This is a genomic window from Bradyrhizobium sp. CCGUVB1N3 (genome assembly GCF_024199925.1).
GTDB lineage: Bacteria > Pseudomonadota > Alphaproteobacteria > Rhizobiales > Xanthobacteraceae > Bradyrhizobium.
Map to the genome: position 1 here is coordinate 9,797,644 of NZ_JANADR010000001.1, position 25,460 is coordinate 9,823,103.

Here is a 25,460-nt window from a genome sequence, read left to right on the forward strand (position 1 = left end):
ATATATTTTGGTCGATGCGAATTGCCCCAGCGCTGGCGTGATTTGCCCGTCGGGCAACACAAGATATTGCAGTAGGCCAGATGGGCCGTGAGCCGGTTCCCGGCGGCCGATTCACATAGGCAAGTGCGGGAACCCGCGAAGCAGAGCAGCTTGTCGGCGTGCCGTTTTGACACCGGCGCGGACGTGCGGCCTCAGCATTAAGCCTCCACCAGGGCCCCCAGATGCTGAGGCCGTTTTTTTTGCTCGTCTCCAGACTGTCTCGCTGCGGGACGAACGCCAGTCTCCATAATTTACAAGCTGTGCACCATGAAAAATGATCGGAAAATTTTAGCGAAACGATCTGCGGGCCCTTTGCGTCAGTCTGCTGGAGGGTGCAGCGATGGTCACAGATGCAGGTTTCGACGAGCGTGAAAGCGAGATCGCCCGCTACAGGATTTTGGCGCAGGAGGTGACGGACCCGCTCGCCGCGCGCCTGTTGCAACACATCGTGATCGATCTCGAAGCCGACCTGCTGCGCGATCGCGCCGCCAGTGCAGGCAGGCCGGATGGATGAGGTGAGCACGTCAGCGTTCAGACCGGCGGCTTTGGTCTGATCGCAGCGGCCAACATCTTCAATGTCGCCGGCTCTTTCACGGGTACGTTTGGCGTCGTCTCCAGCGGCGCTGACGGAGTGACCATCGGCAACGTTTTTAGTGCGGTGGGGACGCCTGGATCGGATTCTTGCACGACGGCAAAGGCGCCAACTTTGTGACCTTGCGCCCGAACGGCATGTCGGTGTCAGTAGGGGCAGCACGAGGCAAGGGCGTGCTCGCAGTTATCGACGGTGCATGCACGCCTGCACGTAATCCTTCATGGCGGGATCCAACATGCTCCGGTTGAGACCCATCGATAGGGCTTCCTCTTTGCACCGTTCTATCTTTGCACCAACCTGCGGATGGTTTGCTTCGACGCACTGACGGCGGAAAGGACCGGGGGGATATTGCACGCAGTTTTGCGCTTGAGCGCTGGTGCTGCCTAGAACCACTGCGACGGCAATCAGCTTTCGGATCATGTCTGAACGAATGGTCTGTGTCATACCATTTCTCCTCGCCCTGATCTCGACAACGCCACAGAGGCTCGGGCAACCGCAGGTCGCGCGCAAGCAGATTTCCCCAAGCGGGGGGACTTAATTGACCGTTAGGGCAAATCAGCGGAGGAGATGCAACTAGGCCGGACGGTTGAGCAAGCGCTCGACGACCTCGCCCAGGCAGGGAGAGCGCAGCAATGAGCAACGTGGTCGACCTACGACGGACCGTCTATTTCGAGAACGAGTGCGACATCGAGGACATCGTCAGGCTCAGCCAGCGGCTGGCTGCTCATGCCCGCCGGCTAAGGCGGTGACAAACAGGAAGGCGCCGGGATCTCCGGCGCCATCCTCGTCTTGGTCGTGTAAGGTCGATGTCAGTTTGCCGTGTGATCCTTTCGTGGTCGTCGATTCCCTGCACGGGATAGGCGCCTGCGAGGTCCGGTTGGATTTGCCTCCAATGCCGGGCCTCGCTTCCGGCCGCCGTTCAAGGCTCGCATGATGCCAATGCGTGCAAACATCGTCGGGTCGCCTTGCTCTGCCACGAGGATCAGCGCTTCCATCGCCGTTTGCCATTCTGGCCGATCGGGCTCAGCCTTGGGCAGCTTGGCGATGTAGTGGCCGGCATCACGCAAGGTGACGAGCTTGCGTCGGCCAACCTCGATCGGCTCCTCGAAAGGACGCCCCCAGCCCCGATCAGTCTTCTTGCGCGGCCTCACCGTTCCGCTAGGGTCCGGACTCAATTGAGCCAATAGGTGACTGCGGCGGCGATGAAGGCTGCACTGAGGTAATTCCTGGCGAGTTTGTCGTATCGGGTGGCGATGCGACGCCAGTCTTTGAGTCTGCACCACATACGGCATTTAGGGTTGTGCTGGGGCCGTTTCTAAAAAAATGTTTCGATCGGGTGCCTCATGATCAGAACACTGATTGGCGCTACGATAGTGCTCGGCAGCTTAGTATCGCCGCCGAAGCGCAAAATTGCAGGCAGTATCCGCCAGGACCTTTCCGCTTCCAGTGCAAGGCGGAGAGACATCCGGAAATCATCGAGAAAAAGGAAATGTGCCGCGATGAGGCCCGCGCGATGGGTCTCGTCAAAGCCAAGAAAGATCCCGGCTTTAAAGATTACGTGCACGAGTGCATGCACCGTCGATAATAGCGGGCCAGTATGCGCTCGGCGTTGGGGCTAGTCTCGGCCCTTCGAGATCCGGACATAGGTGCCGCTCTCGTGCAGATCGAGCCAACCGCGTTCGATTGCGTGCTTGATGCCCGCGCCGAACTCCTCGCCGCTGGCCTTCAGTGTGTAGAGGAACGGGGCGTTGATCTTCTCGATAATGAATGCGCCCATCTTGGACGGCTTCGATGCCGGCGGCGAGCTCGACGAGCTTGCGCGCTGCGACTTCCGGGTTGGCGAAGGGACGTTCGGCGGTGAGCTTCATCGATATCCCACAGCCGGAGTCGGAGGCCTACTCCAATTGAAGTCCGGCCGGACATCTGCACCGCGGCGGCCGCAAGCAGAGCAGGTAAAGCGCTGTTCGATGTCCGATAGCCGCAGCTCGTCCGGCCAGTGATCGGCGCTTAAGGCGATGTTGTGGCTGCAACGATAGTCCTGGCAGTAAACCAGGACGCCGCGCACGCCCATGTCGCTGCGACCCGGTTGCGTGCCGCCTGTGACTGATTGCGCTTACCGCCGCGGTTGAGTAGCCTGCGCCGGGGGCTGGGAAATGCATAGTCGAACGCGCATTTTGTGCGTGGGTATCCTTGCGGTGCTCGCGTCGTATTTTTTGATTTGGCCGGTCTGGCGGGCTCAATTCCCGATCGAGATTTGGTTCACCGAGTCGTGGAACGCCTTCCATCAGGACGCTGCGGCGGCTGGGCTGGGGCTATATCCGGGTGCCGACCAGCTTATCGTTAACAACTATCCTCCGCTGTCATTCTTCGTCGTTGGCGGGCTCGGTAAGCTGTTCGGCGATAGCCTCTTTGTAGGGCGTGCTCTATCAATCATTGGACTTCTCGCCATTGCCGTAGAGATTGTATTGGCCGTCAGGATGCTGGCGGGCTCGCTTCTCGCGGGCGCGGTCGGCGCAATGTGGTTCGTCGCCATCATGGCGCACAACGCGACGCGCTACGTGGGCGCGAACGATCCTCAGATTGCGGGGCAGGCAATCATGGGGGCCGCGCTGGTTTGGTTTCTCCATCGGGACAAGGCGAAGGCGTCGCCATTGCCGCCGCTGTTGCTGATGGTTCTGGCCGGCTTTTGGAAACACAACATCATCGCCATCCCAGCGACCGCGATACTCTGGCTTTGCTTCCATGACTGGCGATCGGCGGCGCGGCCGGTGCTGATCAGTGTCGGTGCTGTTGTGCTAGGGCTCGGCGCCTGTGGCGCCATCTTCGGTTCTGCTTTCTTTGCGAACCTGCTGACCGCCAGAGCCTACTCACTGGGGCATCTGGTCAGCCAAATCGGGCATCTGCAATGGCTGGCGCTCGCTGCCGTCATGTGGGGCATCTGGGCCTGGTTCGATCGCGCGAGCTACGCCGCGCGCTTTACAGCGCTGCATACCGCTGTTGCGTTGCTCTCCTGTCTTACGCAATGGCTCGGGGATGGCGTCTTTGGGACCGCTGCATTCGATCTGACCATTGCGCTCGCGATTGGCACAGGCGCGGCACTCGCGCGGATCGCCGCTTCGCCGGCGGCCGTGGCGATCGGCCTAAACCGTGCGCGAGTAGCGGTGGTTGTTGCGCTCGCGCTGCGCCTCGTCTTATCCGGCCGGCAAGAGAGCGCCCAGGTGCTGCTTGATCCACAGTTCCGCGCGCGGTACGCGGCGTCAGCCGAGATCATGGCCACGGCAGCCGCGAGCGTGTCCAGGATTCCCGGGCCGGTCTATTGCAAACTGAACAATCTTGTTTGTCGCGCTGCCGGCAAAGCCTTCGTGGTCGACGATTTCAAGACGGATCAGTTCTTGGCGACGGGGAAGGCGACCGAGGCCGATATCGCTGCCATGTTGCAGAGCCGGGGAATTACCGTGATCGAGAGTTCGGCGCTGCTTGTCGCCGCAGGCCCCCAGAGCGCCATCTTGAAGAGCCCCTAGCCGGGCTCGAGAGAATAGAACGTGGCGTGAACAACTGTGCCTGTTTTTGCGACTGGCACACCCGCCGGTTGTTTCCGGTTTGGCCGCATTTTCCGCACCTGCGAAAACGCTGGAGCCTCTATATTTACAGGCAATTTCATGGTGCCGGCTGAGGGGATTGAACCCCCGACCTTCGGTTTACAAAACCGCTGCTCTACCGCTGAGCTAAGCCGGCCACTTTCAGGGAACAACAAGCCGGCTGGGCCGGCGGGTCCGCTAGGGTGCGGTCGCAATACCAGACTTGTCCGAAAAGTGCCAGAACCCGCCGACGCTGTCTCAAGGAGCCGCAGCTCGAGCGTAAGCATCACCGGTGCGGCCCAGATCGTCGCCGTGACCGGGCGGTCACCGGGTCCAGATCGTCGCGGTGACCGGGCGGTCACCGGATCCAGATCATCGCCGTGTCCGGCCGGTCACCGGGGCAGATGTCGGCTGTGTCCCTTGGCGGGGAGACTTGTCTGAAAAGTGCCGGAAGAACAACAGGCGGCCCGAGGGCCGCCTGAACCATTCAGCTTGAGAGCGAACGCCTACTGGCAGAGGTGCCGGCGGCCGTCGTCGCCTTTAATCCAGGTGCCGGGCCTGCAGACGATGCCGTTGCGGGCGGCATAGCTGTTCCAGTCGCCGTGCCAGCCGGGACCGCCTTGGTCATAAGAGGCGTAGGAATTGTTCCAACCTCCGGACGGCGCTGTTGCGATAGCGCCCGCGGTGCCGACGGCGGCGCCAGCGGCAGCACCTGCCGCATCGGCCGGCCAGAAGCCGGTCTGATCATTCGGGTTCGCCTGCTGGTAGGCGGCGTGGCGGTGACGATAGCGCCGGTCAGCGGCCGTGCCAGGCGTCATGGCCTGGCAGGCGGGATCCTGGAAGAGACCCGTGCAGCGGGGGTTGTCGGTCATGGTTTGTGCGAAGGCAGGCGTCGCCAGCGCGGACGCGAGAAGGGCCGCCGCGCCAAGAAGTTTGGGGCTCGTCATGGCATTTGCTCCATGTGGTTGAGACCTTGGGTAAGTACGACGTCCGGCCGTGGTTCCGCGGTTTGTCGCCTGCGGAGTCACATCGACGTGAACCCGTGCAGGATGTTTGTTTGCTACCACGCAACCGCGCAGCAATGGCATCATGCGACGGGCGCCGCGCGCCGTTGCCGTTAACGCTTCGATAGCGCCTGCGAGCGCATTTGAGCGCCCGCCAATCCTTACGCGTTAGGCTTACCGGAATTTCAGCGCCAGGCCTTAACACTCTGACCGTGGTGATCGGATAGGTTCTCGGCCGATTAACCCGGGACATTTTCATGCGCGCTGTCGCGCTCCTTGCCGCTTTGATCGTATTGCCTGCGACGGCCCTTGCCGGCGAGGGCTTCGACATCGTGATTCCAGGCCGTCCCGGCGTGCCCATCATCATCAATGGCATCGATGCTTCCTACACCGTCGTCGAAGGCGAGTGGGGGCTGGCGAAGAACCTGCAGGTGCAGCCCACGATCTATGGCGGGCGCTACATCGGCGAGCGACAGCCAAGCGATGTCGGCCACTATTATCCGAGCATGGGCTTGCGGCCCGGCTATGGCCGCCTCGAGGTCGAGCCGCCCACGAACCGCAAGCTGCCGCAGCCGGCCGAGAGCTACTACCGGAGCTGGGGCGTGCAATCGGCGCCGCTGCCGCCGCAGATGGATGTGCCGGCCAATCCGCCGCCGGTGATCCTTGCGCCGCAGATCGACGTCGATCCGCATCGTCGTGTCCACCCGTCGCCTCATGCGGAGGCGCCCGGCAATCATGAGCTGCACAGGTAAGTCCAGGCAGATCAATACCCGAAGCAAAATCCAACAAACGGAAATCGACAGGAGAGAGTAATGCGTCAGATGATTTCAGGATTGGTCGCGGCGGCAGCCGTGATGGTGGTGGGGGCGGCGCCCGCCATGGCCTGCGGCTGGAGCCCCTGTGCGGCGCCGGTTGCGCCGGTCTATTCGGGCTGCAACACCGGTTGCGGTGGCTGGGGCTTTGATCGCCTCGCCGAACCGAGCACGCAGTATTACTACGTCAACCAAGGCCCGACCTACACCGGCCCCGGCGCGTTCGCACCGTATCCGACCTATCGGGAAGACGCTGTGGTGAACTATGGCCCGCGGCATTACGGCTATGGCGCGGCCGTCGCAGCGCCCGCCTACTATCACCACCGGCCGTACTACCGTCCGTATCGCTACGGCTACGGTCCGCGCTACGGCTATCTGCCGCGCGTGCACTATGGCTACGGCCCGCGCTATGGCTATCGTTACGCGCCGTACCATTATCACGGCCACCGCGTGCTGCGTCGCTATTACTGATCGCCTGATCGGTTGAGTTGAATCACGAAGCGCCCGTTCGCATCACGCGGACGGGCGTTTTGCTTTGTCTCGCGTTCAGCTCTTCATCAGCCCGAGCCGGCTTGCGCCGACATAGAGCGAGAGCACGGCGGCGTTGGAGACATTGAGGCTCTTGATCTCGCCGGGCATGTCGAGCCTCGCCACCACGCTGCATGTCTCGCGCGTCAATTGCCTGAGGCCCTTGCCTTCGGCGCCGAGCACCAGCGCAAGCGGCTCGCGCAAAGCGACCTCGGAGAGATCCTCGCCGCCCTGGCTGTCGAGGCCGACGGTCTGGAAGCCGCGTTCGTTGAGCGCGGTCAGCGCGCGGGCGAGATTTTGCACGGTCACGATCGGCACGAGTTCGAGCGCGCCGGAAGCGGCTTTCGCCAGCACCCCGGTCGCCTCGGGGCTGTGGCGCGCGGTGGTGACGATCGCCTTCACGGCGAAGGCTGCTGCGGAGCGCAAGATCGCGCCGACATTGTGAGGGTCGGTGATCTGGTCGAGCACCAGCACCATGCCTTCCTGCGCCAGGGTCTCGATATCAGGCGAGCGCAGCGGATCGGCCTCCGCCAGCAGGCCCTGGTGCACGGCATCGGGCGACAGCAGCCGGTCGATCTCCTGGGGGCGGACGATCTCGGGAGCGATGCGGGTCTCGATGTTCTCCTCGGCGAGACGGCGGGCCGCATTCTCGGTCAGCGTGAGCTTGCGGATCCGCCGTTCGGGGTTTTGGAGCGCCATCGTGACGGTGTGCCAGCCATAGAGGATGACCGGTCCGTCGGCGTGCGAATCGCGGTCGCGCCCGGCCGGCCGGGGGCCGGATTTTGCGCCTTTGTTGAAGGGCTTAGCCCCGCCGCGTCGGGGTCTGGGACCGAATTTGCGATCGTTCATGGGCTCGCTTGTGTCACGGGTTCCGAAAGATGGCAATTTGGGTGTCCAAAGAGGCGATTTTAGCTGCTTAGCTCGGTTGACTTTGCCCCGCTGCTTCGCCCATAAACGCGCCCGGCCGCGCCCCGTGTCCCTTCGGGCCGTCGCGGTCTTCACGTCTCCATGGCCGTTTCGGTCCGCCGGCAAGGTCCGGTCCGATTGTGCTGCCGTCGAGCGGGGGAGTGTCCCGAGTGGCAAAGGGAGCTGACTGTAAATCAGCCGCCTCATGGCTTCGCAGGTTCGAGTCCTGCCTCCCCCACCAGCCTTCGCTCGCGAAGCGAGAGAAGGCTGCCACGCCGTAGCCCGCAGGGCGAAGGCGGGCTTTCCCAGGCATCCCCCAGTTCACCCCTCCATCTCCCCAAGCGCGCGCCGCAGCGCTTCGACCAGATCGAGCGCCACCGGCGAGGGGCTGCGCTGGGCGGGAAGGACGGCGGAGAATTCGAAGTCGATGCGCGGCAGGAAGCGGCGCACGATGACGCCGCGGGTCGTGAACTCCTGCGCCGTGAAGGGATCGCAGATCGCGACCCCAAGCCCCGACGACACCATTCCGCACATGATCTCCGACAGCGTGGTCTCGACGCGCAGCACGCGGCGGACGTCGTTGCGGTGGAAGGCCTGGTCGACGAGGTGCCGGCTCGCAGATCCCGCCGAGAGCGATATGAACGTCTCGCCCTCGAAATCGCGCGGCTCCAGCACGTCCTTGTCTGCGAGACGATGCCCGGCCGGCAGCACCGCGACGCGCGCCAGTGCCGGCAATCGCAGGCGTGGTAGGCCGGAATGCGCAATCGGCACCTCGGCAAAGCCGATGTCGCACTGATTGTTCAGCACCCAATCGACCACGATCGGCGAGATCACGCCGAAGAAGGCGAGGTTGAGGTTGGGCCGCTCCTTCAGGAAATGCCCTGCGAGCCGGGGCAGGTAACCGTTCGCGAGCGCCGGCAACGCGGCGATCCGCAACGAGCCGGTGCGGCGGCCGCGGATTTCCTCGGCGGCGGCGGTGATACGTTCCAGGCCGACGAAGGACCGCTCGACTTCGGTGTAGAGCGCGGTTGCGACTGCGGTCGGCACGAGCCCGGTGCCCCGGCGCTCGAACAGCTCCATCTTCAAGAGCGCCTGGAAGTCGCGGAGCAATCGGCTGACCGCCGGCTGCGTCACGGCCATCAGCTTTGCGGCCTCGGTCACGCTGCCGGTCAGCATCATCGCGCGGAAGGCTTCCACCTGCCGCGAATTGATCCGCACCATCCCCGTACTCTCTTCATAACATTTCGGCATGCAGAGGATGCCATTATTCATTGGACGATGGAAGCATAGCTCTGCGATCTTTTTCATCAGCGCTGGAGACAGCCCGCTTTTTCGGCAGATCGGGGCCTGAAGCCCGCCGATCGCACCAAACCCGTGAGCAGGGGCCGGAGCCCTGTTCGGATCGGATTGGCGCCGAAGGGAACGCGGGCGCGCTTCGGCCGTCTGATCGTCCACACGTCACCCCCATCCCGGTCTTGGAGATTGGTCCTTATGAAGACTCTCAGCCTTCTCACAGCGGTCAGCATCGCGGCACTCGCCGCGGCCCCGTCGGTCGTCTCGGCACAGCAGAAGACGCTCTATGTCGCCGGCTATGGCGGCTCGTTCGAGAAGACGATCCGCGACGAGGTGATCCCGAATTTCGAGAAGGAGAACGGCGTCAAGGTCGAATACGTCGCCGGCAACTCGACGGATACGCTTGCCAAGCTCCAGGCGCAGAAGGGCAACCAGCAGATCGACGTTGCGATCGTCGACGACGGCCCGATGTACCAGGCGATCCAGCTCGGCTTCTGCGGCAAGCTCGACGGCCTGCCGGCCGATCTCTACTCCGCCGCGCGCTTCAAGGACGATAGTGCCGTTGCGATCGGCCTCGTCGCGACCGGGTTGATGTACAACACCAAGGTATTCGCCGAGAAAGGCTGGGCGCCGCCGACCTCGTGGAACGATCTGAAGGATCCGAAGTACCAGAAGCAGCTCGTCATCCCGCCGATCAACAACACCTACGGCCTGGAAGCGCTGGTGATGCTCGCCAAGATGAACGGCGGCAGCGAGGCCAACGTCGATGCGGGCTTCAAGATCTTCAAGAACGACATCAATCCGAACGTGCTCGCCTATGAACCGTCGCCGGGCAAGATGACCGAGCTGTTCCAGTCCGGCCAGGCCGTCATCGCGGTGTGGGGCACGGGGCGCGTGCAAAGCTTTGCCAACACCGGCTTTCCCGTCGACTTCGTCTATCCGAAGGAAGGCGCGGCAACGCTGCTCACGACCGCCTGTCCGATCGCCAAGCCCAATGCTTCGCCGCTCGCGGCGAGCTTCATCAAGAAGCTGCTTGATCCAAACATCCAGCTCATCATGCTCAAAGACTATGGCTACGGGCCGGTGCTGAAATCGCTCGTCGTGCCGCCGGAGCTCGGCAAGATGGCGCCGATCGGCGAGCGCGCGGCAAAACTCTATAATCCCGACTGGACCGTCATCAACGACAAGCGCGAGGAGTGGACCAAGCGGTGGAACCGCGAAGTCGAGCGCTAACGCGATGGCCTTCCTCGCGCTCGATCGTGTCGGCAAGCAGTTCGGCTCGCAAACCGTCGTCGACGATTTCAGCCTTGCGGTGGAGAGGGGCGAGTTCATCTCGTTCCTCGGTCCCTCCGGCTGCGGCAAGACCACGACGCTCCAGATGATCGCGGGCTTCCTCGAGCCGTCGCGCGGCGCGATCCGGCTGGAGGGGCGCGACCTGACCAAGGTGCATCCGGCGAAACGCGGCCTCGGTATCGTGTTCCAGAGCTACGCGCTGTTTCCGCACATGACCGCGGCCGAGAACGTCGCCTTCGGCCTGGAGATGCGCGGCGTGCCAAGGGACAAACGCGCGGAACGCGTCCGGGCGGCGCTTGCGATGGTCGGGCTTGCGGGTTTTGAGGAGCGTTATCCGCGGCGCATGTCGGGCGGCCAGCAGCAGCGCGTGGCGCTGGCGCGGGCACTGGTGATCCAGCCGAGCGTATTGCTGCTCGACGAGCCCCTGTCGAACCTCGATGCCAAGCTGCGCGAGGAGATGCAGATCGAGCTGCGCCAGATCCAGCGCACCATCGGCACCACCACGATCCTCGTCACCCACGACCAGAACGAGGCGATGTCGCTGTCCGACCGCATCGTCGTGATGAGCCAGGGCAAGATCGAGCAGATCGGCACGCCGCAACAGACCTATGAGCGACCGGCATCGGCCTTCGTGTCGCAGTTCCTCGGCAAGACCAATGATTTCGCCGCGACCGTCGATCGGACGGCTCAGCCTGCGCGGCTGGTCGCCGGCTCCTGGCATGTGCCCGCGCCGGCGGGCGCGAATGGTGCGGTGACGATCAGTCTTCGTCCCGAGCGGATCAGCTTTGCTGACACTGGCCTTGCTGCAAAAATCGTCACGCGGATCTTCCAGGGCAATCACTGGCTGTTCCAGTGCGAGACCGAATGCGGACCGGCGATCGTGATCCGGCAGAATGATGGTACGCCGCAGCCGGTCGAAGGCGAGGCGGTCCGTCTTGCATGGCGCGTAGAGGACATGAGCCTGCGCGGAAGCGGAGGCGTCGCATGACCGCCGCCGCCGATACGTCAACGCAATCTGCTGAGACGCGCGCGTCCTGGGCGCTGACGCTGCCCGCGCTGATGCTGTTCGTCGGCGTGCTGGTGATCCCGCTTCTCATGACCGTGATGCTCTCGTTTCACGACTGGGGCCAGTACAAGGGTATCGAGCCGGTCTTCATCCTCAAGAACTGGCGGGAGATCGCGAGCGATCCCTACTACGCCGAGATGTTCTGGCGCACCTTCCGCATCGCGCTGCTGGCGACGCTGATCACCGCCGTGTTCGGCGCGCCCGAGGCCTACATCCTCAATCGCATGAGCGGACGCTGGAAGGGTATCTTCCTGCTCCTGATCCTTGGGCCGCTTCTGATCTCGGTGGTGGCGCGCACGCTCGGCTGGGCGCTCCTGTTCGGTGGCAATAACGGCCTCGTCAACAAGCTGTTGATGTCGCTCGGCCTGATCCGCGCGCCCTTGCCCTTCATGTTCACCGAGACCGGCATGGTGGTTGCGCTCGCGCATGTGATGATGCCGTTCATGGTGCTCTCGGTCTGGGCCGCGCTCCAGCGCGTCGACCCGCAGATCGAGAACGCCGCGATGTCGCTCGGTGCCGGCGCCTTCACCATCATCCGCCGCATCATCCTGCCGCAGATCATGCCCGGCGTGCTGTCGGGCGCAATCATCGTGTTCTCGCTGTCGGCGAGCGCGTTCGCGACGCCGGCGATCATCGGTGGCCGCAGGCTCAAGGTCGCGGCGACGCTGGCCTATGACGAGTTCCTCAACACGCTGAACTGGCCGCTTGGTGCAGCGGTCGCCGTGCTGCTGCTGCTCGCGCTGGTGCTGATCGTCGTCGGCAGCAACGCGCTGATCGAGCGCCGCTATGCCGAGGTGTTCCGATGAGGACCAACGGCCCGCTCGCGCTTCTTTTCCACGCGCTCTTCGTCGTCTTCATGCTGGCGCCGATCGTTGTGGTCTGCCTCGTTGCCTTCACGCCCGAGGGCTTTCTCTCGCTGCCGGTCAACGGCTTCTCGCTGCGCTGGTTCAGGACGATCGCGAGCTATCCGGAATTCGTGCACGCGTTCTGGGTCAGCCTCGGGCTCGGCATAATCTCCTCCTTCGTCGCGCTGCTGTTTGCGGTGCCTGCTGCGCTCGCGATTGCGCGCTACAGATTTCGAGGCCGCGATGCGCTGGCAACGCTGTTCCTGTCGCCGCTGATGATCCCGCATGTCGTGCTCGGCATCGCCTTCCTGCGCTTCTTCACTTCGCTCGGGCTCGGGGGCACCTTTGCGGCGCTGCTGATCGCGCACGTCGTCGTCGTGTTTCCCTTCGCGCTGCGCCTGACGCTTGCGGCTGCGACCGGCATGGACCGCTCGGTCGAGATGGCCGCGGTCTCGCTCGGCGCCGGCGGCTTCACATTGTTTCGCCGTGTGACCCTGCCGCTGATCCTGCCCGGCGTGATCAGCGGCTGGGCGCTCGCCTTCATCCAGTCCTTCGACGATCTGACCATGACCGTCTTCCTGGCGGCGCCAGGCATCGAAACGCTGCCGGTCAGGATGTTCCTCTACATCCAGGACAACATCGATCCGCTCGTGACGTCGGTCTCGGCGAGCGTCATCGCAATCACCATGACTGCCCTCATCCTGCTCGACCGCTTCTACGGGCTCGACCGCGTGCTCGCAGGCAAGAGCGATCCCGGGCGATAGGAGAACGCATGCACAGGGAATATGACGTCGCCGTCGTCGGCGGCGGACTGCTCGGCTCCGCCATTGCCTGGGGGCTCGGCCGGCTCGGCAAGCGCGTGGCCGTGCTCGACGAGGGCGACATCGCCAAGCGCGCCTCGCGCGCGAACTTTGCGCTGGTGTGGGTGCAGAGCAAGGGGCTCGGCATGCCCGCCTATACCGTGTGGACGGTGCGGGCGTCGCAGGCCTGGCCCAGCCTCGCCGCCGAATTGAAGGACCAGACCGGCCTCGACGTCTGCCTCCAACAGAACGGCGGCTTCCACCTCACGCTCGGTGAGGACGAGTACGAGCAGCGCACCCAGCTCGTCACGCGCATGCATAACCAGGCCGGCGCGGCCGACTACAAAATGGAGATGCTGCCGGCATCCGAGGTGAAGAAGATGCTGCCGCTGATCGGGCCGGAGGTGTCAGGTGGCAGCTTCTGTCCGTTCGACGGCCACGTCAATTCGCTGCGCACCTTTCGCGCCTTCCACACCGGCCTCAAGGCGTTCGGCATCGACTATTTTCCGGAGCGGCCGGTCTCGGCGATCACGAAGAGCGGCAGCGAATTCCGCCTGACGACGCCGCAAGGCGAGATCCGCGCCCACAAGATCGTGCTCGCCGCGGGCAACGCGAACCAGACGCTAGCGCCGATGGTCGGCCTCCTTGCTCCGATGGGGCCGACGCGCGGCCAGATCGTGGTGACCGAACGCACCATGCCGTTCCTGCCGCATCCACTGACCACGATCCGCCAGACCGACGAGGGCACAGTGATGATCGGCGACAGCAAGGAGGACGAGCTCGACGAACGCGCGCTGAAGCATTCGATCAGCGCGGTGATGGCTGATCGCGCGCAGCGCTTGTTTCCGCATCTGGCGCGGCTCAACGTCGTCAGGAGCTGGGCCGGCATCCGCGTCATGCCGAAGGACGGATTTCCGATCTATGACCAGTCGGAAACGCATCCCGGCGCCTTCGTCGCCTGCTGCCATTCCGGGGTGACGCTCGCCTCCAACCATGCCTTCGAGGTCGCGCGCATGGTCGCATCGGGTGCGCTCGAGCCGGAGCTGGTCGGCGCGTTCTCGGCGCGTCGCTTCGGCGGCGAGGGCGCAGCGAACAACAGCGGCTACTAGCGACTTCAGAGAGGGAGCCAAGAGGCATCCAATGTTCAGACGATCCGACCAGGACAAGCGTCCATCGTTGCAGATCTTCGTCGACGGCGTCGCCGTCGAGGCGCGCGAGGGCGATACCGTATCGGCCGCGCTGCTTGCCTCGGGGCGCGACGCGCGGCGCGCGACCGCGGTGAGCGGTGCGCCGCGGCTGCCTTATTGCATGATGGGCGTCTGCTTCGATTGCCTCGTCACCATCGACGGCGTCGGCAACCGCCAGGGCTGCCTGGTGCCCGTTGCCGCGGGCATGCAGATCGAGATCCAGAAAGGCAAGAGGGAGATCGGCCGATGAACACCGCTCCTCAGCGTGACGCCTACGATGTCGTCGTGATCGGGGCCGGGCCGGCAGGCCTTGCCGCGACGGCGACGGCGTCCGCAGCCGGCCTGTCGACGCTGCTGCTCGACGAGAACCCGGGCCCCGGCGGCCAGGTCTGGCGCGCGATTGCGTCGACGCCCGTGACGGCGCGCGACCAGCTTGGCGCTGACTATTGGGTCGGCGCCGAGATCGTCGGCGAGGTGAAAGCAAGCAAGGCCGAGATCATCCACCGCGCCACCGTCTGGAGTCTCGATCGCAATCTCGAGATCGGCCTCTCCGTCGGTGGCGGCTCGTCCTTCGTCAAGGCGCGGCGCGTGATCCTTGCGACCGGCGCGCTTGAGCGGCCGTTTCCGATTCCGGGCTGGACGCTGCCGGGCGTGATGACCGCGGGCGCCGCGCAGACCATGCTGAAGTCGTCGGCGCTGGTGCCTGACGGCCGCACGGTGATCGCGGGGCAGGGGCCCTTGCTGTGGCTGCTCGCGGCGCAGGTCCTGCGCCTCGGCGGCCGCATCGATCGCATTCTCGATACGACCGAGCGCAAGAACTATCTTGCGGTGCTGCCGCACGCCTTCGCCTTCGTGACGTCGCCTTACTTTACGAAGGGCCTGGCGATGATGCGCGAGGTGAAGGCGAAAGTGCCGGTCGTCACGGGCGTCACGGAGCTTGCCGCGGCCGGCGAGGGGCGGCTCGCCAGCGTGAGCTATGTCGCAGGCAACCGTCGCGAGACGATCCCCGCGGATCTGTTGCTGCTGCATCAGGGCGTCGTGCCCAACGTCAATCTCGCGATGGCGGCGGGCGTCGAGCATCGCTGGGATGATCTGCAACTCTGCTGGTCGCCGGTGCTCGATGCCAACGGCGGCACCTCGGTCGAGGGCATCGCGATTGCCGGTGATGGTGCCGGTATCGGCGGCGCTAACGCCGCAGTGGTTCGCGGCCGCATCGCCGCACGGGCTGCAGTGGAGGCCCTTCTACCTGCCGCTGCTGCGAAGCTCACGCCCATGCCCGCACTCAAGACGGCGCTGGCTCAAGCGGAACGCGGTCGGGCCTTCCTCGACACGCTGTTTCGTCCGGCGCGCCAATTCCGCATTCCTGCCGGCAACACCATCGTCTGCCGCTGCGAGGAGGTGACCGCCAAGGACATCGTCGATGCCGTTGCGATCGGCGCGACGGGGCCGAACCAGCTCAAGGCCTATCGCCGCACCGGCATGGGACCGTGCCAGGGGCGTCTGTGCGGTCTCACCGTCACCGAGCTGATGGCCGAGGCGCGGGGCAAGACCCCGCAGGAAATCGGCTACTACCGGCTGCGCGCACCGGTGAAACCGATCACACTCGCCGAGCTCGCGGCGATGCCGAAGACGGAAGACGACGTCAGGGCAGTGGTGCGCGGATGACGAAGCTTGCGGATGCCATCATCGTGGGTGGCGGCATCCACGGATGCTCGACGGCGCTGCACCTGACGCTCGCAGGCGTGAAGCCGGTGCTGATCGAGAAGGACTATGCCGGCCGCCACGCCTCCGGCGTCAATGCTGGCGGCGTCCGCCAGCTCGCGCGCCACGTTGCCGAGATCCCGCTCTCGATCCGCTCGATGGGAATCTGGGAGCGGATCGAAGAGCTGCTCGACGACGATTGCAGCTTCGAGAGTCACGGCCAGGTTCTGGTCGCGGAGAACGAGACCGAGCTTGCGGCATGCCGCGCGCGCGTTGCCGAGCTGAACGCGCTCGGTTTCACCCATGAGGAGCTGATTGATGGCGCCGAGCTGCGGCGGCTGGTGCCCGCGGTCGCCGACACCTGTCCCGGCGGCGTGGTCTCGCGCCGCGACGGCGCGGCCAATCCCGCCCAAACGACGACGGCATTCCGGCGCAAGGCAGAGCAGCTCGGCGCCGCCGTGCGTGAGGGCGTGGCCGCAACCAACGTGCGGCACGAGGATGGGCTCTGGCGCGTCGATGTCGGTGCCGACACTTATGCTGCACCCGTGCTGGTCAACGCGGCCGGCGCGTGGGCAGGGCGCATCGCCGCCGCGCTCGGCGAACCGGTGCCCGTCGAGACCGTGGCACCGATGCTGATGATCACCTCGCGCGTGCCGCACTTCATCGATCCCGTGGTGATCCTGCGTGGCCGCAAGCTCTCCTTCAAGCAGTTCAAGAACGGCACCGTGCTGATCGGCGGTGGTCATCTGGCAACGCCGGACCAGGACCACAACGAGACGGTGCTGGACTGGCCGAGCCTCGCCATCAGCGCCCGCACCGTGTTCGAGCTGTTTCCGGTGATGCGCGAGGCCACCATCATGCGCGCCTGGGCCGGCATCGAGGCGAAGACAAAGGACGATCTGCCCGTGCTCGGCCCGAGCGCCCACCATGCCGGGCTCTATCATCAGTTCGGCTTCTCGCTGCATGGCTTCCAGCTCGGTCCCGGCGCCGGCGCCGTCATGGCGGAGCTGATTGTCAATGGCGGCACCCAAACCCGGATCGGCGATCTCAGCATCGACCGGTTCCGTTCCTCCAATCCGTAACGCACAGAAGGACACCTCATGAGCATCACCCGCAGCATCCGCACGCCGATCATGCACCGCACCGTCGAGGCCAACGGCTTCGTGTTCGTCGGCGGCACGATCGCCGACGACACCAGCGTGTCGATGGCCGAGCAGACCCGCAACATCCTCGGCAAGATCACAGGCTATCTGAAAGAGGCCGGCAGCGATGCCTCCCGCATCGTCAGCGCCTCGATCTTCGTGACCGATTTGTCGAAGAAGAAGGAGATGGACGCGGTCTGGACCGAATTCTTCGGCGACAATCTGCCCGCGCGCGCAACCGTCGGCGTGGCCGATCTCGGCGGCAGCGCGCTGATCGAGGTCGTCGTCACCGCGCTCAAGGGCTGAGGCTAAACCTCAACCCGGCATCTCCCTGACCATCGGATCACCCTGCTGCCATGGAGCTTGATGCTGCGCATCAGCTTCTCGTGGGGCAGGGGGCCCGCGGAGTATTTGAGCTGGAAGCGCGAGATGCCGAGCGCCTTCGCGGTCGCGGCGATCTTGCGCGCGTCGGTCTCGGCGACCAATTATTGCAGGTGCTATAGTGTAGAGCTGACTGATCCGCAGGGCCTGAAGTCTGTGATCGAGTGTCCGTGCAAGCACCCCTCATGTTTTTGGGCGAAGGCAAGCACGCCAATGATCATCAAGCCCACCAGGACAAGTCCGGCTACGACGTTCTTCATCATGGCTACCACTCCGGCAATCCTTCGGCGACCTAAAGCACGTGCTTTGCACCCGGTATGCTTCGCAACGCTTCAGTCGCGCCCCAGCTCAGGAAGACAGTGAGCACGAATGCGATCGTGCCCTTGGCAATCGCCGGGATGTCGAAGTCGTACATCCAATAACTCAGCCACAGCACAATCGGGTAGTGCACCAAAAACATGCCAAAGGCAGCGTGCTGCATAGCATCGAGGCTGCTCCAGCCTGATTGCTTGAATCTCAGGAAATAGGCCAGGATCGTAAACATGATGGCCACGCTGAAGGCGGCGAAGCACAGTCCATAGATCGCTTCATACCAGTCGGGCAGCGTGTGCGGGTTTCCGAGTATTTCGCGTTTGATGTAGATCAGAATCCACATGAGGCAATAAGGAACGAGTGCTGGAACCGTCCAAGCCAAGCTACGCTTTCCAAGCTGGCCATCGGAGGCCAGTAATCCGCGGTCCATGTACCTGACGCCAATTCCCACACCAAAAAAGAAGTAGGTCGCATACAGCAGTACGCGTCCGTGCTGGACCGAGAACGGTCCGAACTCGAACCAACTGAATGGTCCAAAGTGAACGCGACCCGGGATGTAGAGCGCGGCGGTGACGGCAAGCAAGGTTGCGTAGAACTGCGCGGGATTGTCATGGCCGCGCAGTGACAGGCGATTGATCGGCTCGATAAGTGTGGGCGCGAGCTTGTAAAGGACGCTTGCGACCACGTCGAAGGCAAGCAATACCCAAAGGAACCAGACCGGGCCACTCGGCCAAGGTCCTTCGGTGATGGTTTTCAGCCAGAAATCGCTGAAGCTGACGCCTGGATGCTGACGCAGTTCAATCGCGTAATAGGCCAACGGAATGATCGTGAAAGCGCAGATCACGAAAGGCAAACCGAGCCGGATCAGGCGGTCGCGGAGATAGTCCAGCGGTCCCTTGCGCGCGAGTCCAGGCCACACAAACAGGCCCGACAGAAAGAAAAACATCGCCATGAAGAAGCTGTCGGTGGCGAGCACGATCATGTCAAAGCCGATCCACGACTTTGGATCGGTGTGACCGAAGTAGGTGTATGGAATGATGGCGTGATGGAGCAGCACCACCAACGTGAGGAAGGTGCGGGTGCGGTCGAGTGCGGCGTTGCGCGCCTTTGTTTTTGGCTGCGCCTGAACGTCCGCCGGCACTGCCGTCTGCGAGATTGATGTCATCATGCACCTCGCCTAACCGGAGAGTTTACGGTCCCCCGCCGAGGTAACTGTAGAAAGCGGCGCGATGAAAGTCGCCGCATTCGCTCTTAGTCCCGCCTGGATTCGATCGTCCGCTGCAAGACACGCGAGATGGTGACGCTCGGCGCCCCTGCCGCAAGAAACTCGCCGATGATCGCCTGCGTCTGCACCAGCATGAAGGTGTAACTGATCTCCTAATCGTACCAGCACTTCGACCTTGGTGCAACTTCTCGGGCAAATCGAGACTGCAGGGATGCACTTCACCCTTCTGATCGCTTGCTGCCGAACAGGCTCGAACCAGCTGTTTGACGCGATTCAAGATCGGCTCCGCCAGCATTGAGCGAGCCGACTTTCCGGTTCTGGCGAACAGAATGAACGCGGGCTCTTATTGATGTCCCTGCGCATACCGTTCCTCGAAGGATTCGGTGCCCGTTTTCCAATCTCGGGCCCGCGCCCGCCACAGCGTAACCGCAAGCAGCATATAGGCAGCGCAAGTCCACAGCGACTGCCAGTTGGCCGGCCCTTCGTTGAACCCTACATAGATCGCCGTTACAAAAAATATGCTGGCGAATACTGATTCCGCCACGGGGCGGATTCCCTTCATGGGGGGATTGAGCAGCGTCAAAGCCGCAAAGGGCACCGCCGCCATGGTAAGAGCCGCAAAAGGAAAATCAATGAAGCGCGGGTCAAACACAAGGCCGAGTGCAGTCTCCGTACCGATCACGACGGTTACGATCAAAGCCAATCCAAGCATGATCGTCGGCATCGATTTGGTCCTGTAGCCCTCGGGACCCAGCAATTCGAGAAAGCTGGGCGATGAGCGACCCGACATAAGTGCGTTGGCGCCAAACACCGGCGAAGCCGTCGTCGCCAGCAGAAGTGAGCCCCATAGAAGCCAGCTACCCGCTCCGTAACTTTCATAGAACACTCTTTGGGCGGCCACCCCAAACAGGATTCCGGTTGTGGTTGCCGATATTCCGACCGCAAGCCATGCGGCGAGGCCGGGCTCCCTGGGCTTGCGGCGTAAGGTCAGCCATGCCACGCCGAATACCAGGGTCGCCAGCGCCATGCCGCTGCACATTTGCAGCTTCCAGAGCGGAAAATTGCTGATGGGGGTTCCGGGCGGATATTTCGGCGTGCGCCACACGGAATCGAACAGGCCCCATGACCCGCCGACTGTGCCCTCGATCTCTTGCTTCCACGATTCATCATAGGCCTCGAACAGGTTGACGCGGAAATTCTCGCGCCGGGCAAGGTCGAGAATCTCCGACACGACCCGGGCCTGATTGACCCGCGAGGGGAGCGCCGCTTCGCGCATCCGCCCCTCGCTAGGCCAACCTATTTCTCCGATCAGGATTTTTTTGCCCGGAAAAGCCGACGCTACCCGCCGGCGGATCGTGTCAACGTGGGCGGCGGCAAGTTCCGCCGGGACTGGAACATTTTCCCAATATGGCAGGATGTGAATCGTGACAAAATCGACGGCGTCGTTTAGTTCGCGATTGCTCAGCCAGAATTCCCAGACGTCGGCATAGGTGACGGGGACGGTGACCTGTGCCTTGACCGAGCGGAGCGTGGCGGCGAGGTCGGAAGCCGTTATGTCCTTACGCAACAAAGTCTCGTTGCCGACCACGAGCGCGATGATGGTTCCTGGATAATCTTTGGCGAGGCGTATCGCCGTCGATATCTGCGTCGAGTTCTTCTGCCGGTCCTTATCAAGAAAAATACCCTGAATGACCTTCAGGCCGACCTTGGCCGCAAGTTCGGGAATCTGATCGAGACCAAGATCGGTCGCATAGGTACGAATGCAGTCGGATATCTTCGCAAGCTGGGCGAGATCTTCCTCGATCTGTTCGCGAGACACTTGCGTCGCTGGTGAAAGTGACGTCTGACGGCTGCGGAAGGGGGCGTATGATATGCATTGCAGCTTGTCGTTCGGATCAATCGGCGCGCGTGCCAAATTGACCGGTATGCCCAGCCACCACCACGCCGCAGCAATGGCGCCCAAGGATATCAGGAAAAGCATGAGCGGGATGCGGAGAGAAGCCAGTGAGCGGGTCGAGGATTTGACCAACGTGCCCCTCCATGATCTTGTCGCCGTAGTTGCCGATCCGCGACTTGCCCTTGAACTGCGCTGACGGCAAGTTTGGAACGTGCCCGATCGAAAACGGTCGATAGAGGAAAAACAGCTTACCGGCCGCCTTCTGCCGCCGCATGAAGTCTATCGAATTATCTACCAATTCATAGTCTATGTTTGTGCGTCGATTTAGACCATGACCCGCGCTTCAAAAGCTGCCTTAGGAAAAGCTCGGTTTCCATTTTTGTATCCGAGCGGCCGCCAAGGTCTCGCTCACTCCGACTTCGCGAACATCCCGACCAGGGTCTCGCGCAGCCAGCGCTGCGCCGGCACGGTGTCGTTGCGCTGGTGCCAGAACAGGCTGACGATGCGCGGCGGCGCCTGGAGCGGAAGCGGCATGGCGTGAAGGAACGGCGCGTGCCGCGACTGCGAGCGGAGATCACGCGGCAGCACGGCGACGAGGTCGGACTGCCGCACCACCTCGTAGGCGGCGCTGTAGTGATTGACGGTCGCGACCAGGTTGCGCGACAGCCCGCGCGAGGCGAGGAAGAGGTCGTAGGACGGCAGGGTCTTGCCGGCCAGACTCACGTCGACATGCCGGGCATTGAGGAAGCTGCGCGTGCTCAGGCGCTTCTTGGCGGCTAGCGGATGGTCGCGCCGCATGAAGCAGGCATAGTCGACGGTCCAGAGCGAGCGTGAGCGAATGGCGGCCGGCTGCTGCGCCTCGTTGACGTAGACGCTCAGCACGCAATCGACCCGGTTGTCCTCCAGTTGATCGGCGATCTCCAAAATCGTGTTGGGGACCGTGTGGACGCGGGCCTTGGGCGCGACCTCGCCGAGATGGTTCAAGAGGTTCGGCATGACGAGCGATGCCACGTAGTCCGACATCGACAGCGCGAACTCGGTCTGCGCACGGCGCGGATCGAACACCTGCTCGTCGAGCGCGCCGCGCACGCTTTCCAGGGCCTCGCCGATCGGTTGCCACAGCACGACTGCGCGCTGGGTGGGGCGGATGCCGGTGCCGGATCGCACGAACAGGGGATCGCCGAGTGCATCGCGCAGCCGCGCCAGCGCGTTGCTCACCGCGGGCTGCGTCATGACGAGCGCGTTCGCAGCGCGCGTGACGCTGCCCTCGGTCATCAAGGCTTCGAAGACTTTCAGGAGGTTGAGGTCGAGCGCGCGGAACGACACGGGCCAACATTCATCACGGTGATATAGTAGATCATGATTATAAATTATGACGATAATGTTACTTTGTCTATGGTTCTCTCCCGAACGACACGCGGCGTGTCGGGCCGCCGGATCGAGGGGGACTTTCATGTCAATGATATCGGCGCGCATCGAGCGCCTTCCGTTCGCGCGCTTCCACACGCACCTCCTGCTGATGGGCGGGCTCGGTTACACGTTCGACGCGATGGACGCAGCGGTGCTGGCGTTCATCCTTCCGGTGCTGCGCACGGCCTGGAATCTGTCGAGCGTCGAGATCGGCGTGCTCGGCAGCAGCACCTATATCGGCTTCCTGTTCGGTGCCCTCTGTGCCGGCACGCTAGGCGACCTGATCGGCCGCCGTGCCGTGATGATGTCGGCGCTGGCGCTCTACTGTGCCGCATCGCTCGCCAGTGCGGCGGTGGACAGCTGGCCGTCCTTCTTCGCTGCCCGCATCGTCGCCGGCATGGGCACCGGTGCGGAGAGTGCGATCATCGCGCCTTATCTCGCCGAGTTCGTGGCGCGGCGCTTTCGCGGCAGCTTTACCGGCTCGCTGGCCGGCTTCTTCTCCTTCGGCTTCGTGGCGGCGGCCTTGCTCGGCTACTTCATCGTTCCGTCCTACGACAACGGCTGGCGCATCGTGCTTGTCATCACGGCCGTGCCGGTCGTCATGCTGTTGTGGTGGCGCAGGGCGTTGCCGGAATCGCCGCGCTGGCTGGAAAGCCAGGGCAGGGAGAAGGAAGCCGAAGCCGTCCTTGACAGGATCGAGGCCACTTTCGTGCGCGAGGGCTATGCCCTGCCGCCGCCGGTGGTCGAAGCCGCCGCGCCAGCCGGAACGACGGGGACGCTGCTCGCCAATTTCGCAGCTCTTCTCGCAGGCCGCCAGGCGCGCATCACCATCATGACCTGGATCATGTGGCTCGCGATCACCTTCAGCTATTATTCATTCTTCGTCTGGATCCCCGGCCTTCTGGTCCAGAACGGCATGAGCATCACCAAGAGCTTCTCCTACTCGCTGGCGATCTATTGCGCGCAGGTGCCCGGCTATTTCAGCGCCGCCTGGTTCAACGAGCGGATCGGCCGGCAGGCGACGATTGCGTCCTACATGCTGCTCGGCGGCGCCAGCGCGCTCGGGCTCGCCTTCGCGCAGAGCGAGCAGCAGATCATACTGGCCGGCATCTTCCTGTCCTTCTTCATGAACGGCACCTATGCGGGCGTCTATGCCTACACAGCCGAGGTGTTCCCGACGCCGGTCAGGACCACCGGCGCCGGGCTCGCCTCCGCGATCGGCCGCATCGGCGCGATCATCTCGCCGATCCTGGTCGGCTATCTCTATCCCAATTTCGGCTTCGCCGGCGTGTTCGGAATCACCACCAGCGTGCTGCTGATCGGCGCCGTCACGGTGGTGTTGATGGGCGTGCCGACGCGCGGCCGTTCGCTGGAAGACATTGCAACGGGCGAAGTCGCATGACGCGGACGAAACGCCATGCCGATCCGCTACTCTGCACCGTGGCGGCCGCGCAGGGCAGTGCGGATCAGCCGGATGCACTGTATGCGGCGCTGGATGAAGCCTTGAAGTCGGCGATCGGGCACAAGCTGTTCACGATCCTGACCTATGACGAGGTCACGGGGGAAGCGGCGCGGGTTTATTCCAATCTGCCCGGCCCGTATCCCACGGGCGGACGCAAGCGCCTTGCACCCGGACCTTGGACAGAGGCGGTGCTCGACCGCGGCGAGGCCTATATCGGCCGCACGCAGGACGATCTGCGCACCGTGTTTCCTGACCATGAGCTGATTGCTTCGCTCGGCTGCGCCAGCGTGCTCAACATGCCCGTGCGCTGGCGCGGGCGCACGCTAGGCTCGCTCAACCTGCTGCACGAGGCGTGCTGGTACGGCGAGGACGACGTGCGCGCGTGTCTCCCGTTCGCCCAACTCGCACTGCCCGCGTTACTCACACCGTCCTGATCGGACAGGAAACCGTCATGCCCAGCATCCTCCTCAAGAATGCCGCTCTGCTCGATCCGCTCAAGCCGGATTTGCTGGAGGGATATCACGTGCTGGTCGAGGACAGCCTGATCAAGGAAGTCTCGGACCGGCCGCTATCGGCCTCCGCAGACCGTATCATCGATCTGAAGGGCAAGACGCTGACGCCCGGCCTGATCGACCTGCACGTGCACGCGATCGCGGTCGAGCTCAACCTCGCGCAGCAGGTCCACATGGCGAACGTGCTGGTGACGCTGCGCTCGACGCTGCTGCTGCGCGGCATGCTGCGGCGTGGCTTTACGACGGTGCGCGATGCCGGCGGCGCCGGCCACGCGTTGAAGCAGGCGATCGAGACCGGGCTGACCGATGGTCCGCGGCTGTTCGTTTCCGGTCGCGCGCTCAGCCAGACCGGCGGGCACGGCGACATGCGAGCGCGCTCGGATTACCTCGCCAGCGATGCACCCTGTCCCTGCTGCGTGCGCGTCGGTGCGCTGGCGCGCGTCGCCGATGGTGTCGATGGCGTGCGCAAGGCGGCGCGCGAGGAGCTCCAGATGGGCGCCGATCAGATCAAGATCATGGCGTCCGGCGGCGTGGCCTCGCCGACCGATCCAGTCGGTGCCTTCGGCTACTCCGAGGATGAGATCCGTGCCATCGTCGAGGAGGCGCGGGGCAGGCAGACCTATGTGCTCGCCCATGCCTACACCGCCGCCGCGATCGAGCGCGCGGTTCGCTGCGGCGTGCGCACCATCGAGCATGGCAATCTCGTGGATGAGCCGACCGCGCGGTTGATGGCCGAGAAAGGGGCCTATGTCGTTCCGACGCTCGTCACCTACGAGGCTTTGGCCAATGAGGGGGCGCAGTACGGCCTGCCGCCCGAGAGCGTCGCCAAGATCGCCGACGTGCGCGACGCCGGTCTGCGTTCGCTCGAGATCTATCGCAAGGCTGGCGTGAAGATGGGTTTTGGCAGCGACCTGCTTGGACCGTCGCAGCGCCTCCAGAGCGACGAATTCCGCATCCGCGCCGAAATTCTCGGGCCTCGTGAGGTGATCGTCAGTGCGACCGTGATCGGCGCCGAGGTGCTCGGCATGGAAGGCAAGCTTGGCCGGATCGTGCCTGAGGCTTTCGCGGACCTGCTGGTGGTCGAGGGCAATCCCTTGCGCGATGTCGCCTGCCTGCTCGGCCAGGGCGAGCACATTCCGCTGGTGATGAAGGCGGGCAAGATCCAGGTCGACAGGCTGGGCGCGTAGCTGCGGCTGGCGCTGTAGCTCGCATCAAGGCACGAATTTTTCCGTCATGGCTTCGGGGGCGCGCGCCTGGAGAACGCGACGCTTCAGCTGCTTCAGCTCCTTGATTTCGGCGACGATGGCCTCGACGGCCCGCTTCTGCTGCTGGCGCAGGGTGCGCTGGTCCTTGACTGGAAGGGGCCTCTTGCCCTTCGACGTCTGGATCACCTCGCGTGCGAGCTTCCGCAGCGTGTCGAGCTCCGCCTTGATCGCGTTCTTTCCTGCTGTCGTCATCTCCGTGCTCCCTTAGAA

At 63.7% G+C, this 25,460-nt stretch carries 27 protein-coding genes, 2 tRNA genes and 2 pseudogenes; 18 read left to right on the plus strand and 13 right to left on the minus strand.

Features of this window, described 5'->3' with window-relative positions; all coding sequences use genetic code 11:
- Positions 1-379 precede the first annotated feature (379 nt).
- Positions 380-553 carry a hypothetical protein gene (locus NLM33_RS46270; RefSeq protein WP_254105503.1) on the plus strand — a complete coding sequence of 58 codons (174 nt, stop codon included), beginning with the start codon at positions 380-382 and terminating at the stop codon, positions 551-553.
- 261 nt (positions 554-814) lie between these two features.
- Here NLM33_RS46270 and NLM33_RS46275 read toward each other — a convergent pair whose 3' ends face one another.
- From NLM33_RS46275 to NLM33_RS50085, 3 genes and pseudogenes are all read right to left on the minus strand, one after another.
- A complete protein-coding gene (locus NLM33_RS46275) occupies positions 815-1,075 on the minus strand; it encodes a hypothetical protein (RefSeq protein ID WP_254105506.1) in 261 nt (86 codons plus the stop codon).
- Between the two features lie 727 nt (positions 1,076-1,802).
- Positions 1,803-1,919: pseudogene (locus NLM33_RS46285) on the minus strand (IS5/IS1182 family transposase); the annotation flags it as partial.
- 327 nt (positions 1,920-2,246) lie between these two features.
- Entirely contained in the window at positions 2,247-2,408 is a 162-nt protein-coding gene (locus tag NLM33_RS50085; protein WP_371930094.1) for a hypothetical protein, read from the minus strand.
- Positions 2,409-2,811: 403 nt separating this feature from the next.
- On the opposite strand from NLM33_RS50085, the gene NLM33_RS46300 reads away from it, so the two are divergent.
- Entirely contained in the window at positions 2,812-4,152 is a 1,341-nt protein-coding gene (locus tag NLM33_RS46300) for a hypothetical protein (protein ID WP_254105509.1), read from the plus strand.
- Between the two features lie 139 nt (positions 4,153-4,291).
- Here NLM33_RS46300 and NLM33_RS46305 read toward each other — a convergent pair.
- Positions 4,292-4,366: transfer RNA gene (locus NLM33_RS46305), tRNA-Thr, on the minus strand.
- A gap of 349 nt (positions 4,367-4,715) precedes the next feature.
- Entirely contained in the window at positions 4,716-5,156 is a 441-nt protein-coding gene (locus NLM33_RS46310) for a hypothetical protein (protein WP_254105513.1), read from the minus strand.
- A gap of 314 nt (positions 5,157-5,470) precedes the next feature.
- Here NLM33_RS46310 and NLM33_RS46315 point away from each other — a divergent pair, with 314 nt between their 5' ends.
- Positions 5,471-5,965 (plus strand): hypothetical protein, encoded by a 495-nt coding sequence (locus NLM33_RS46315; protein WP_254105516.1) that lies wholly within the window; start codon positions 5,471-5,473, stop codon positions 5,963-5,965.
- A 60-nt stretch (positions 5,966-6,025) separates the two neighbouring features.
- Positions 6,026-6,496 (plus strand): hypothetical protein, encoded by a 471-nt coding sequence (locus NLM33_RS46320; protein ID WP_254105519.1) that lies wholly within the window; start codon positions 6,026-6,028, stop codon positions 6,494-6,496.
- A 75-nt stretch (positions 6,497-6,571) separates the two neighbouring features.
- Here NLM33_RS46320 and rlmB read toward each other — a convergent pair whose 3' ends face one another.
- The gene (rlmB, locus tag NLM33_RS46325; RefSeq protein ID WP_254105523.1) at positions 6,572-7,402 is read right to left on the minus strand and encodes a 23S rRNA (guanosine(2251)-2'-O)-methyltransferase RlmB; all 831 of its coding nucleotides are present in this window, start codon (positions 7,400-7,402) and stop codon (positions 6,572-6,574) included.
- A gap of 212 nt (positions 7,403-7,614) precedes the next feature.
- Here rlmB and NLM33_RS46330 point away from each other — a divergent pair.
- Positions 7,615-7,700: transfer RNA gene (locus tag NLM33_RS46330), tRNA-Tyr, on the plus strand.
- 80 nt (positions 7,701-7,780) lie between these two features.
- Here NLM33_RS46330 and NLM33_RS46335 read toward each other — a convergent pair.
- Complete coding sequence (locus tag NLM33_RS46335; protein ID WP_254105526.1) at positions 7,781-8,680, minus strand: LysR substrate-binding domain-containing protein; 900 nt, start codon at positions 8,678-8,680, stop codon at positions 7,781-7,783.
- A gap of 270 nt (positions 8,681-8,950) precedes the next feature.
- Between NLM33_RS46335 and NLM33_RS46340 the strand changes: the two genes are divergently transcribed.
- The 9 genes from NLM33_RS46340 to NLM33_RS46380 are packed head-to-tail and all read left to right on the plus strand — an operon-like array spanning position 8,951 to position 17,092.
- The gene (locus tag NLM33_RS46340) at positions 8,951-9,985 is read left to right on the plus strand and encodes an ABC transporter substrate-binding protein (RefSeq protein WP_254105528.1); all 1,035 of its coding nucleotides are present in this window, start codon (positions 8,951-8,953) and stop codon (positions 9,983-9,985) included.
- A 4-nt stretch (positions 9,986-9,989) separates the two neighbouring features.
- A complete protein-coding gene (locus NLM33_RS46345) occupies positions 9,990-11,033 on the plus strand; it encodes an ABC transporter ATP-binding protein (protein WP_254105530.1) in 1,044 nt (347 codons plus the stop codon).
- Positions 11,030-11,917: an ABC transporter permease gene (locus NLM33_RS46350; protein ID WP_254105532.1), complete on the plus strand. Its 888-nt coding sequence runs from the start codon at positions 11,030-11,032 to the stop codon at positions 11,915-11,917. Before NLM33_RS46345 ends, NLM33_RS46350 begins: the two co-directional genes overlap by 4 nt.
- Entirely contained in the window at positions 11,914-12,720 is an 807-nt protein-coding gene (locus NLM33_RS46355) for an ABC transporter permease (protein WP_254105533.1), read from the plus strand. Before NLM33_RS46350 ends, NLM33_RS46355 begins: the two co-directional genes overlap by 4 nt.
- Positions 12,721-12,728: 8 nt before the next feature.
- On the plus strand, positions 12,729-13,865 hold the full coding sequence (locus tag NLM33_RS46360; RefSeq protein ID WP_254105536.1) for an FAD-binding oxidoreductase: 1,137 nt from the start codon (positions 12,729-12,731) through the stop codon (positions 13,863-13,865).
- A gap of 31 nt (positions 13,866-13,896) precedes the next feature.
- The gene (locus NLM33_RS46365) at positions 13,897-14,193 is read left to right on the plus strand and encodes a (2Fe-2S)-binding protein (RefSeq protein ID WP_254105538.1); all 297 of its coding nucleotides are present in this window, start codon (positions 13,897-13,899) and stop codon (positions 14,191-14,193) included.
- Entirely contained in the window at positions 14,190-15,608 is a 1,419-nt protein-coding gene (locus NLM33_RS46370) for an NAD(P)/FAD-dependent oxidoreductase (RefSeq protein ID WP_254105540.1), read from the plus strand. Before NLM33_RS46365 ends, NLM33_RS46370 begins: the two co-directional genes overlap by 4 nt.
- Positions 15,605-16,726: an FAD-binding oxidoreductase gene (locus tag NLM33_RS46375; protein ID WP_254105542.1), complete on the plus strand. Its 1,122-nt coding sequence runs from the start codon at positions 15,605-15,607 to the stop codon at positions 16,724-16,726. The genes NLM33_RS46370 and NLM33_RS46375 overlap by 4 nt, the downstream gene beginning before the upstream one ends.
- A gap of 18 nt (positions 16,727-16,744) precedes the next feature.
- Positions 16,745-17,092, plus strand: coding sequence for a RidA family protein (locus NLM33_RS46380; protein ID WP_254105545.1), 348 nt, complete (start codon positions 16,745-16,747; stop codon positions 17,090-17,092).
- Between the two features lie 9 nt (positions 17,093-17,101).
- Here NLM33_RS46380 and NLM33_RS46385 read toward each other — a convergent pair.
- Positions 17,102-17,262: pseudogene (locus NLM33_RS46385) on the minus strand (LLM class flavin-dependent oxidoreductase); the annotation flags it as partial.
- Between the two features lie 75 nt (positions 17,263-17,337).
- On the opposite strand from NLM33_RS46385, the gene NLM33_RS49440 reads away from it, so the two are divergent.
- The gene (locus tag NLM33_RS49440; RefSeq protein WP_256570599.1) at positions 17,338-17,463 is read left to right on the plus strand and encodes a hypothetical protein; all 126 of its coding nucleotides are present in this window, start codon (positions 17,338-17,340) and stop codon (positions 17,461-17,463) included.
- On the opposite strand, the gene NLM33_RS46390 is transcribed toward NLM33_RS49440, so the two are convergent.
- The 4 genes from NLM33_RS46390 to NLM33_RS46405 all read right to left on the minus strand — a co-directional run bounded on the left by NLM33_RS46390 (position 17,460) and on the right by NLM33_RS46405 (position 21,876).
- Positions 17,460-18,647 carry an acyltransferase gene (locus tag NLM33_RS46390; RefSeq protein ID WP_254105546.1) on the minus strand — a complete coding sequence of 396 codons (1,188 nt, stop codon included), beginning with the start codon at positions 18,645-18,647 and terminating at the stop codon, positions 17,460-17,462. The two genes, NLM33_RS49440 and NLM33_RS46390, sit on opposite strands and share 4 nt — an antisense overlap.
- Before the next feature lie 400 nt (positions 18,648-19,047).
- Positions 19,048-20,685 carry a beta-(1-6) glucans synthase gene (locus NLM33_RS46395; RefSeq protein WP_254105547.1) on the minus strand — a complete coding sequence of 546 codons (1,638 nt, stop codon included), beginning with the start codon at positions 20,683-20,685 and terminating at the stop codon, positions 19,048-19,050.
- Positions 20,600-20,875 carry a hypothetical protein gene (locus NLM33_RS46400; RefSeq protein ID WP_254105549.1) on the minus strand — a complete coding sequence of 92 codons (276 nt, stop codon included), beginning with the start codon at positions 20,873-20,875 and terminating at the stop codon, positions 20,600-20,602. The genes NLM33_RS46395 and NLM33_RS46400 overlap by 86 nt, the downstream gene beginning before the upstream one ends.
- Before the next feature lie 134 nt (positions 20,876-21,009).
- A complete protein-coding gene (locus tag NLM33_RS46405; RefSeq protein ID WP_371930183.1) occupies positions 21,010-21,876 on the minus strand; it encodes a LysR family transcriptional regulator in 867 nt (288 codons plus the stop codon).
- A gap of 178 nt (positions 21,877-22,054) precedes the next feature.
- Between NLM33_RS46405 and NLM33_RS46410 the strand changes: the two genes are divergently transcribed.
- From NLM33_RS46410 to NLM33_RS46420, 3 genes are read left to right on the plus strand one after another with little or no spacing between them, the layout of a single operon-like run.
- Positions 22,055-23,413: an MFS transporter gene (locus NLM33_RS46410; RefSeq protein ID WP_254105553.1), complete on the plus strand. Its 1,359-nt coding sequence runs from the start codon at positions 22,055-22,057 to the stop codon at positions 23,411-23,413.
- Positions 23,410-23,907, plus strand: a complete 498-nt coding sequence (locus NLM33_RS46415) for a GAF domain-containing protein (RefSeq protein ID WP_254105554.1) — start codon at positions 23,410-23,412, stop codon at positions 23,905-23,907. Before NLM33_RS46410 ends, NLM33_RS46415 begins: the two co-directional genes overlap by 4 nt.
- Positions 23,908-23,924: 17 nt before the next feature.
- The gene (locus NLM33_RS46420; RefSeq protein WP_254105555.1) at positions 23,925-25,172 is read left to right on the plus strand and encodes an amidohydrolase family protein; all 1,248 of its coding nucleotides are present in this window, start codon (positions 23,925-23,927) and stop codon (positions 25,170-25,172) included.
- A gap of 24 nt (positions 25,173-25,196) precedes the next feature.
- On the opposite strand, the gene NLM33_RS46425 is transcribed toward NLM33_RS46420, so the two are convergent.
- Positions 25,197-25,442: a hypothetical protein gene (locus NLM33_RS46425; protein WP_254105556.1), complete on the minus strand. Its 246-nt coding sequence runs from the start codon at positions 25,440-25,442 to the stop codon at positions 25,197-25,199.
- Positions 25,443-25,460: the final 18 nt, after the last annotated feature.

Bases quoted from the DNA above. Each gene is read 5' to 3' on its own strand.
- NLM33_RS46270 (WP_254105503.1), top strand. From the start codon at position 380: ATGGTCACAGATGCAGGTTTCGACGAGCGTGAAAGCGAGATCGCCCGC.
- NLM33_RS46275 (WP_254105506.1), bottom strand. From the start codon at position 1,075: ATGACACAGACCATTCGTTCAGACATGATCCGAAAGCTGATTGCCGTC.
- NLM33_RS50085 (WP_371930094.1), bottom strand. From the start codon at position 2,408: ATGGGCGCATTCATTATCGAGAAGATCAACGCCCCGTTCCTCTACACA.
- NLM33_RS46310 (WP_254105513.1), bottom strand. From the start codon at position 5,156: ATGACGAGCCCCAAACTTCTTGGCGCGGCGGCCCTTCTCGCGTCCGCG.
- NLM33_RS46315 (WP_254105516.1), top strand. From the start codon at position 5,471: ATGCGCGCTGTCGCGCTCCTTGCCGCTTTGATCGTATTGCCTGCGACG.
- NLM33_RS46320 (WP_254105519.1), top strand. From the start codon at position 6,026: ATGCGTCAGATGATTTCAGGATTGGTCGCGGCGGCAGCCGTGATGGTG.
- rlmB (WP_254105523.1), bottom strand. From the start codon at position 7,402: ATGAACGATCGCAAATTCGGTCCCAGACCCCGACGCGGCGGGGCTAAG.
- NLM33_RS46335 (WP_254105526.1), bottom strand. From the start codon at position 8,680: ATGGTGCGGATCAATTCGCGGCAGGTGGAAGCCTTCCGCGCGATGATG.
- NLM33_RS46340 (WP_254105528.1), top strand. From the start codon at position 8,951: ATGAAGACTCTCAGCCTTCTCACAGCGGTCAGCATCGCGGCACTCGCC.
- NLM33_RS46345 (WP_254105530.1), top strand. From the start codon at position 9,990: ATGGCCTTCCTCGCGCTCGATCGTGTCGGCAAGCAGTTCGGCTCGCAA.
- NLM33_RS46350 (WP_254105532.1), top strand. From the start codon at position 11,030: ATGACCGCCGCCGCCGATACGTCAACGCAATCTGCTGAGACGCGCGCG.
- NLM33_RS46355 (WP_254105533.1), top strand. From the start codon at position 11,914: ATGAGGACCAACGGCCCGCTCGCGCTTCTTTTCCACGCGCTCTTCGTC.
- NLM33_RS46360 (WP_254105536.1), top strand. From the start codon at position 12,729: ATGCACAGGGAATATGACGTCGCCGTCGTCGGCGGCGGACTGCTCGGC.
- NLM33_RS46365 (WP_254105538.1), top strand. From the start codon at position 13,897: ATGTTCAGACGATCCGACCAGGACAAGCGTCCATCGTTGCAGATCTTC.
- NLM33_RS46370 (WP_254105540.1), top strand. From the start codon at position 14,190: ATGAACACCGCTCCTCAGCGTGACGCCTACGATGTCGTCGTGATCGGG.
- NLM33_RS46375 (WP_254105542.1), top strand. From the start codon at position 15,605: ATGACGAAGCTTGCGGATGCCATCATCGTGGGTGGCGGCATCCACGGA.
- NLM33_RS46380 (WP_254105545.1), top strand. From the start codon at position 16,745: ATGAGCATCACCCGCAGCATCCGCACGCCGATCATGCACCGCACCGTC.
- NLM33_RS46390 (WP_254105546.1), bottom strand. From the start codon at position 18,647: ATGATGACATCAATCTCGCAGACGGCAGTGCCGGCGGACGTTCAGGCG.
- NLM33_RS46395 (WP_254105547.1), bottom strand. From the start codon at position 20,685: ATGCTTTTCCTGATATCCTTGGGCGCCATTGCTGCGGCGTGGTGGTGG.
- NLM33_RS46400 (WP_254105549.1), bottom strand. From the start codon at position 20,875: ATGCGGCGGCAGAAGGCGGCCGGTAAGCTGTTTTTCCTCTATCGACCG.
- NLM33_RS46405 (WP_371930183.1), bottom strand. From the start codon at position 21,876: ATGACCGAGGGCAGCGTCACGCGCGCTGCGAACGCGCTCGTCATGACG.
- NLM33_RS46410 (WP_254105553.1), top strand. From the start codon at position 22,055: ATGTCAATGATATCGGCGCGCATCGAGCGCCTTCCGTTCGCGCGCTTC.
- NLM33_RS46415 (WP_254105554.1), top strand. From the start codon at position 23,410: ATGACGCGGACGAAACGCCATGCCGATCCGCTACTCTGCACCGTGGCG.
- NLM33_RS46420 (WP_254105555.1), top strand. From the start codon at position 23,925: ATGCCCAGCATCCTCCTCAAGAATGCCGCTCTGCTCGATCCGCTCAAG.
- NLM33_RS46425 (WP_254105556.1), bottom strand. From the start codon at position 25,442: ATGACGACAGCAGGAAAGAACGCGATCAAGGCGGAGCTCGACACGCTG.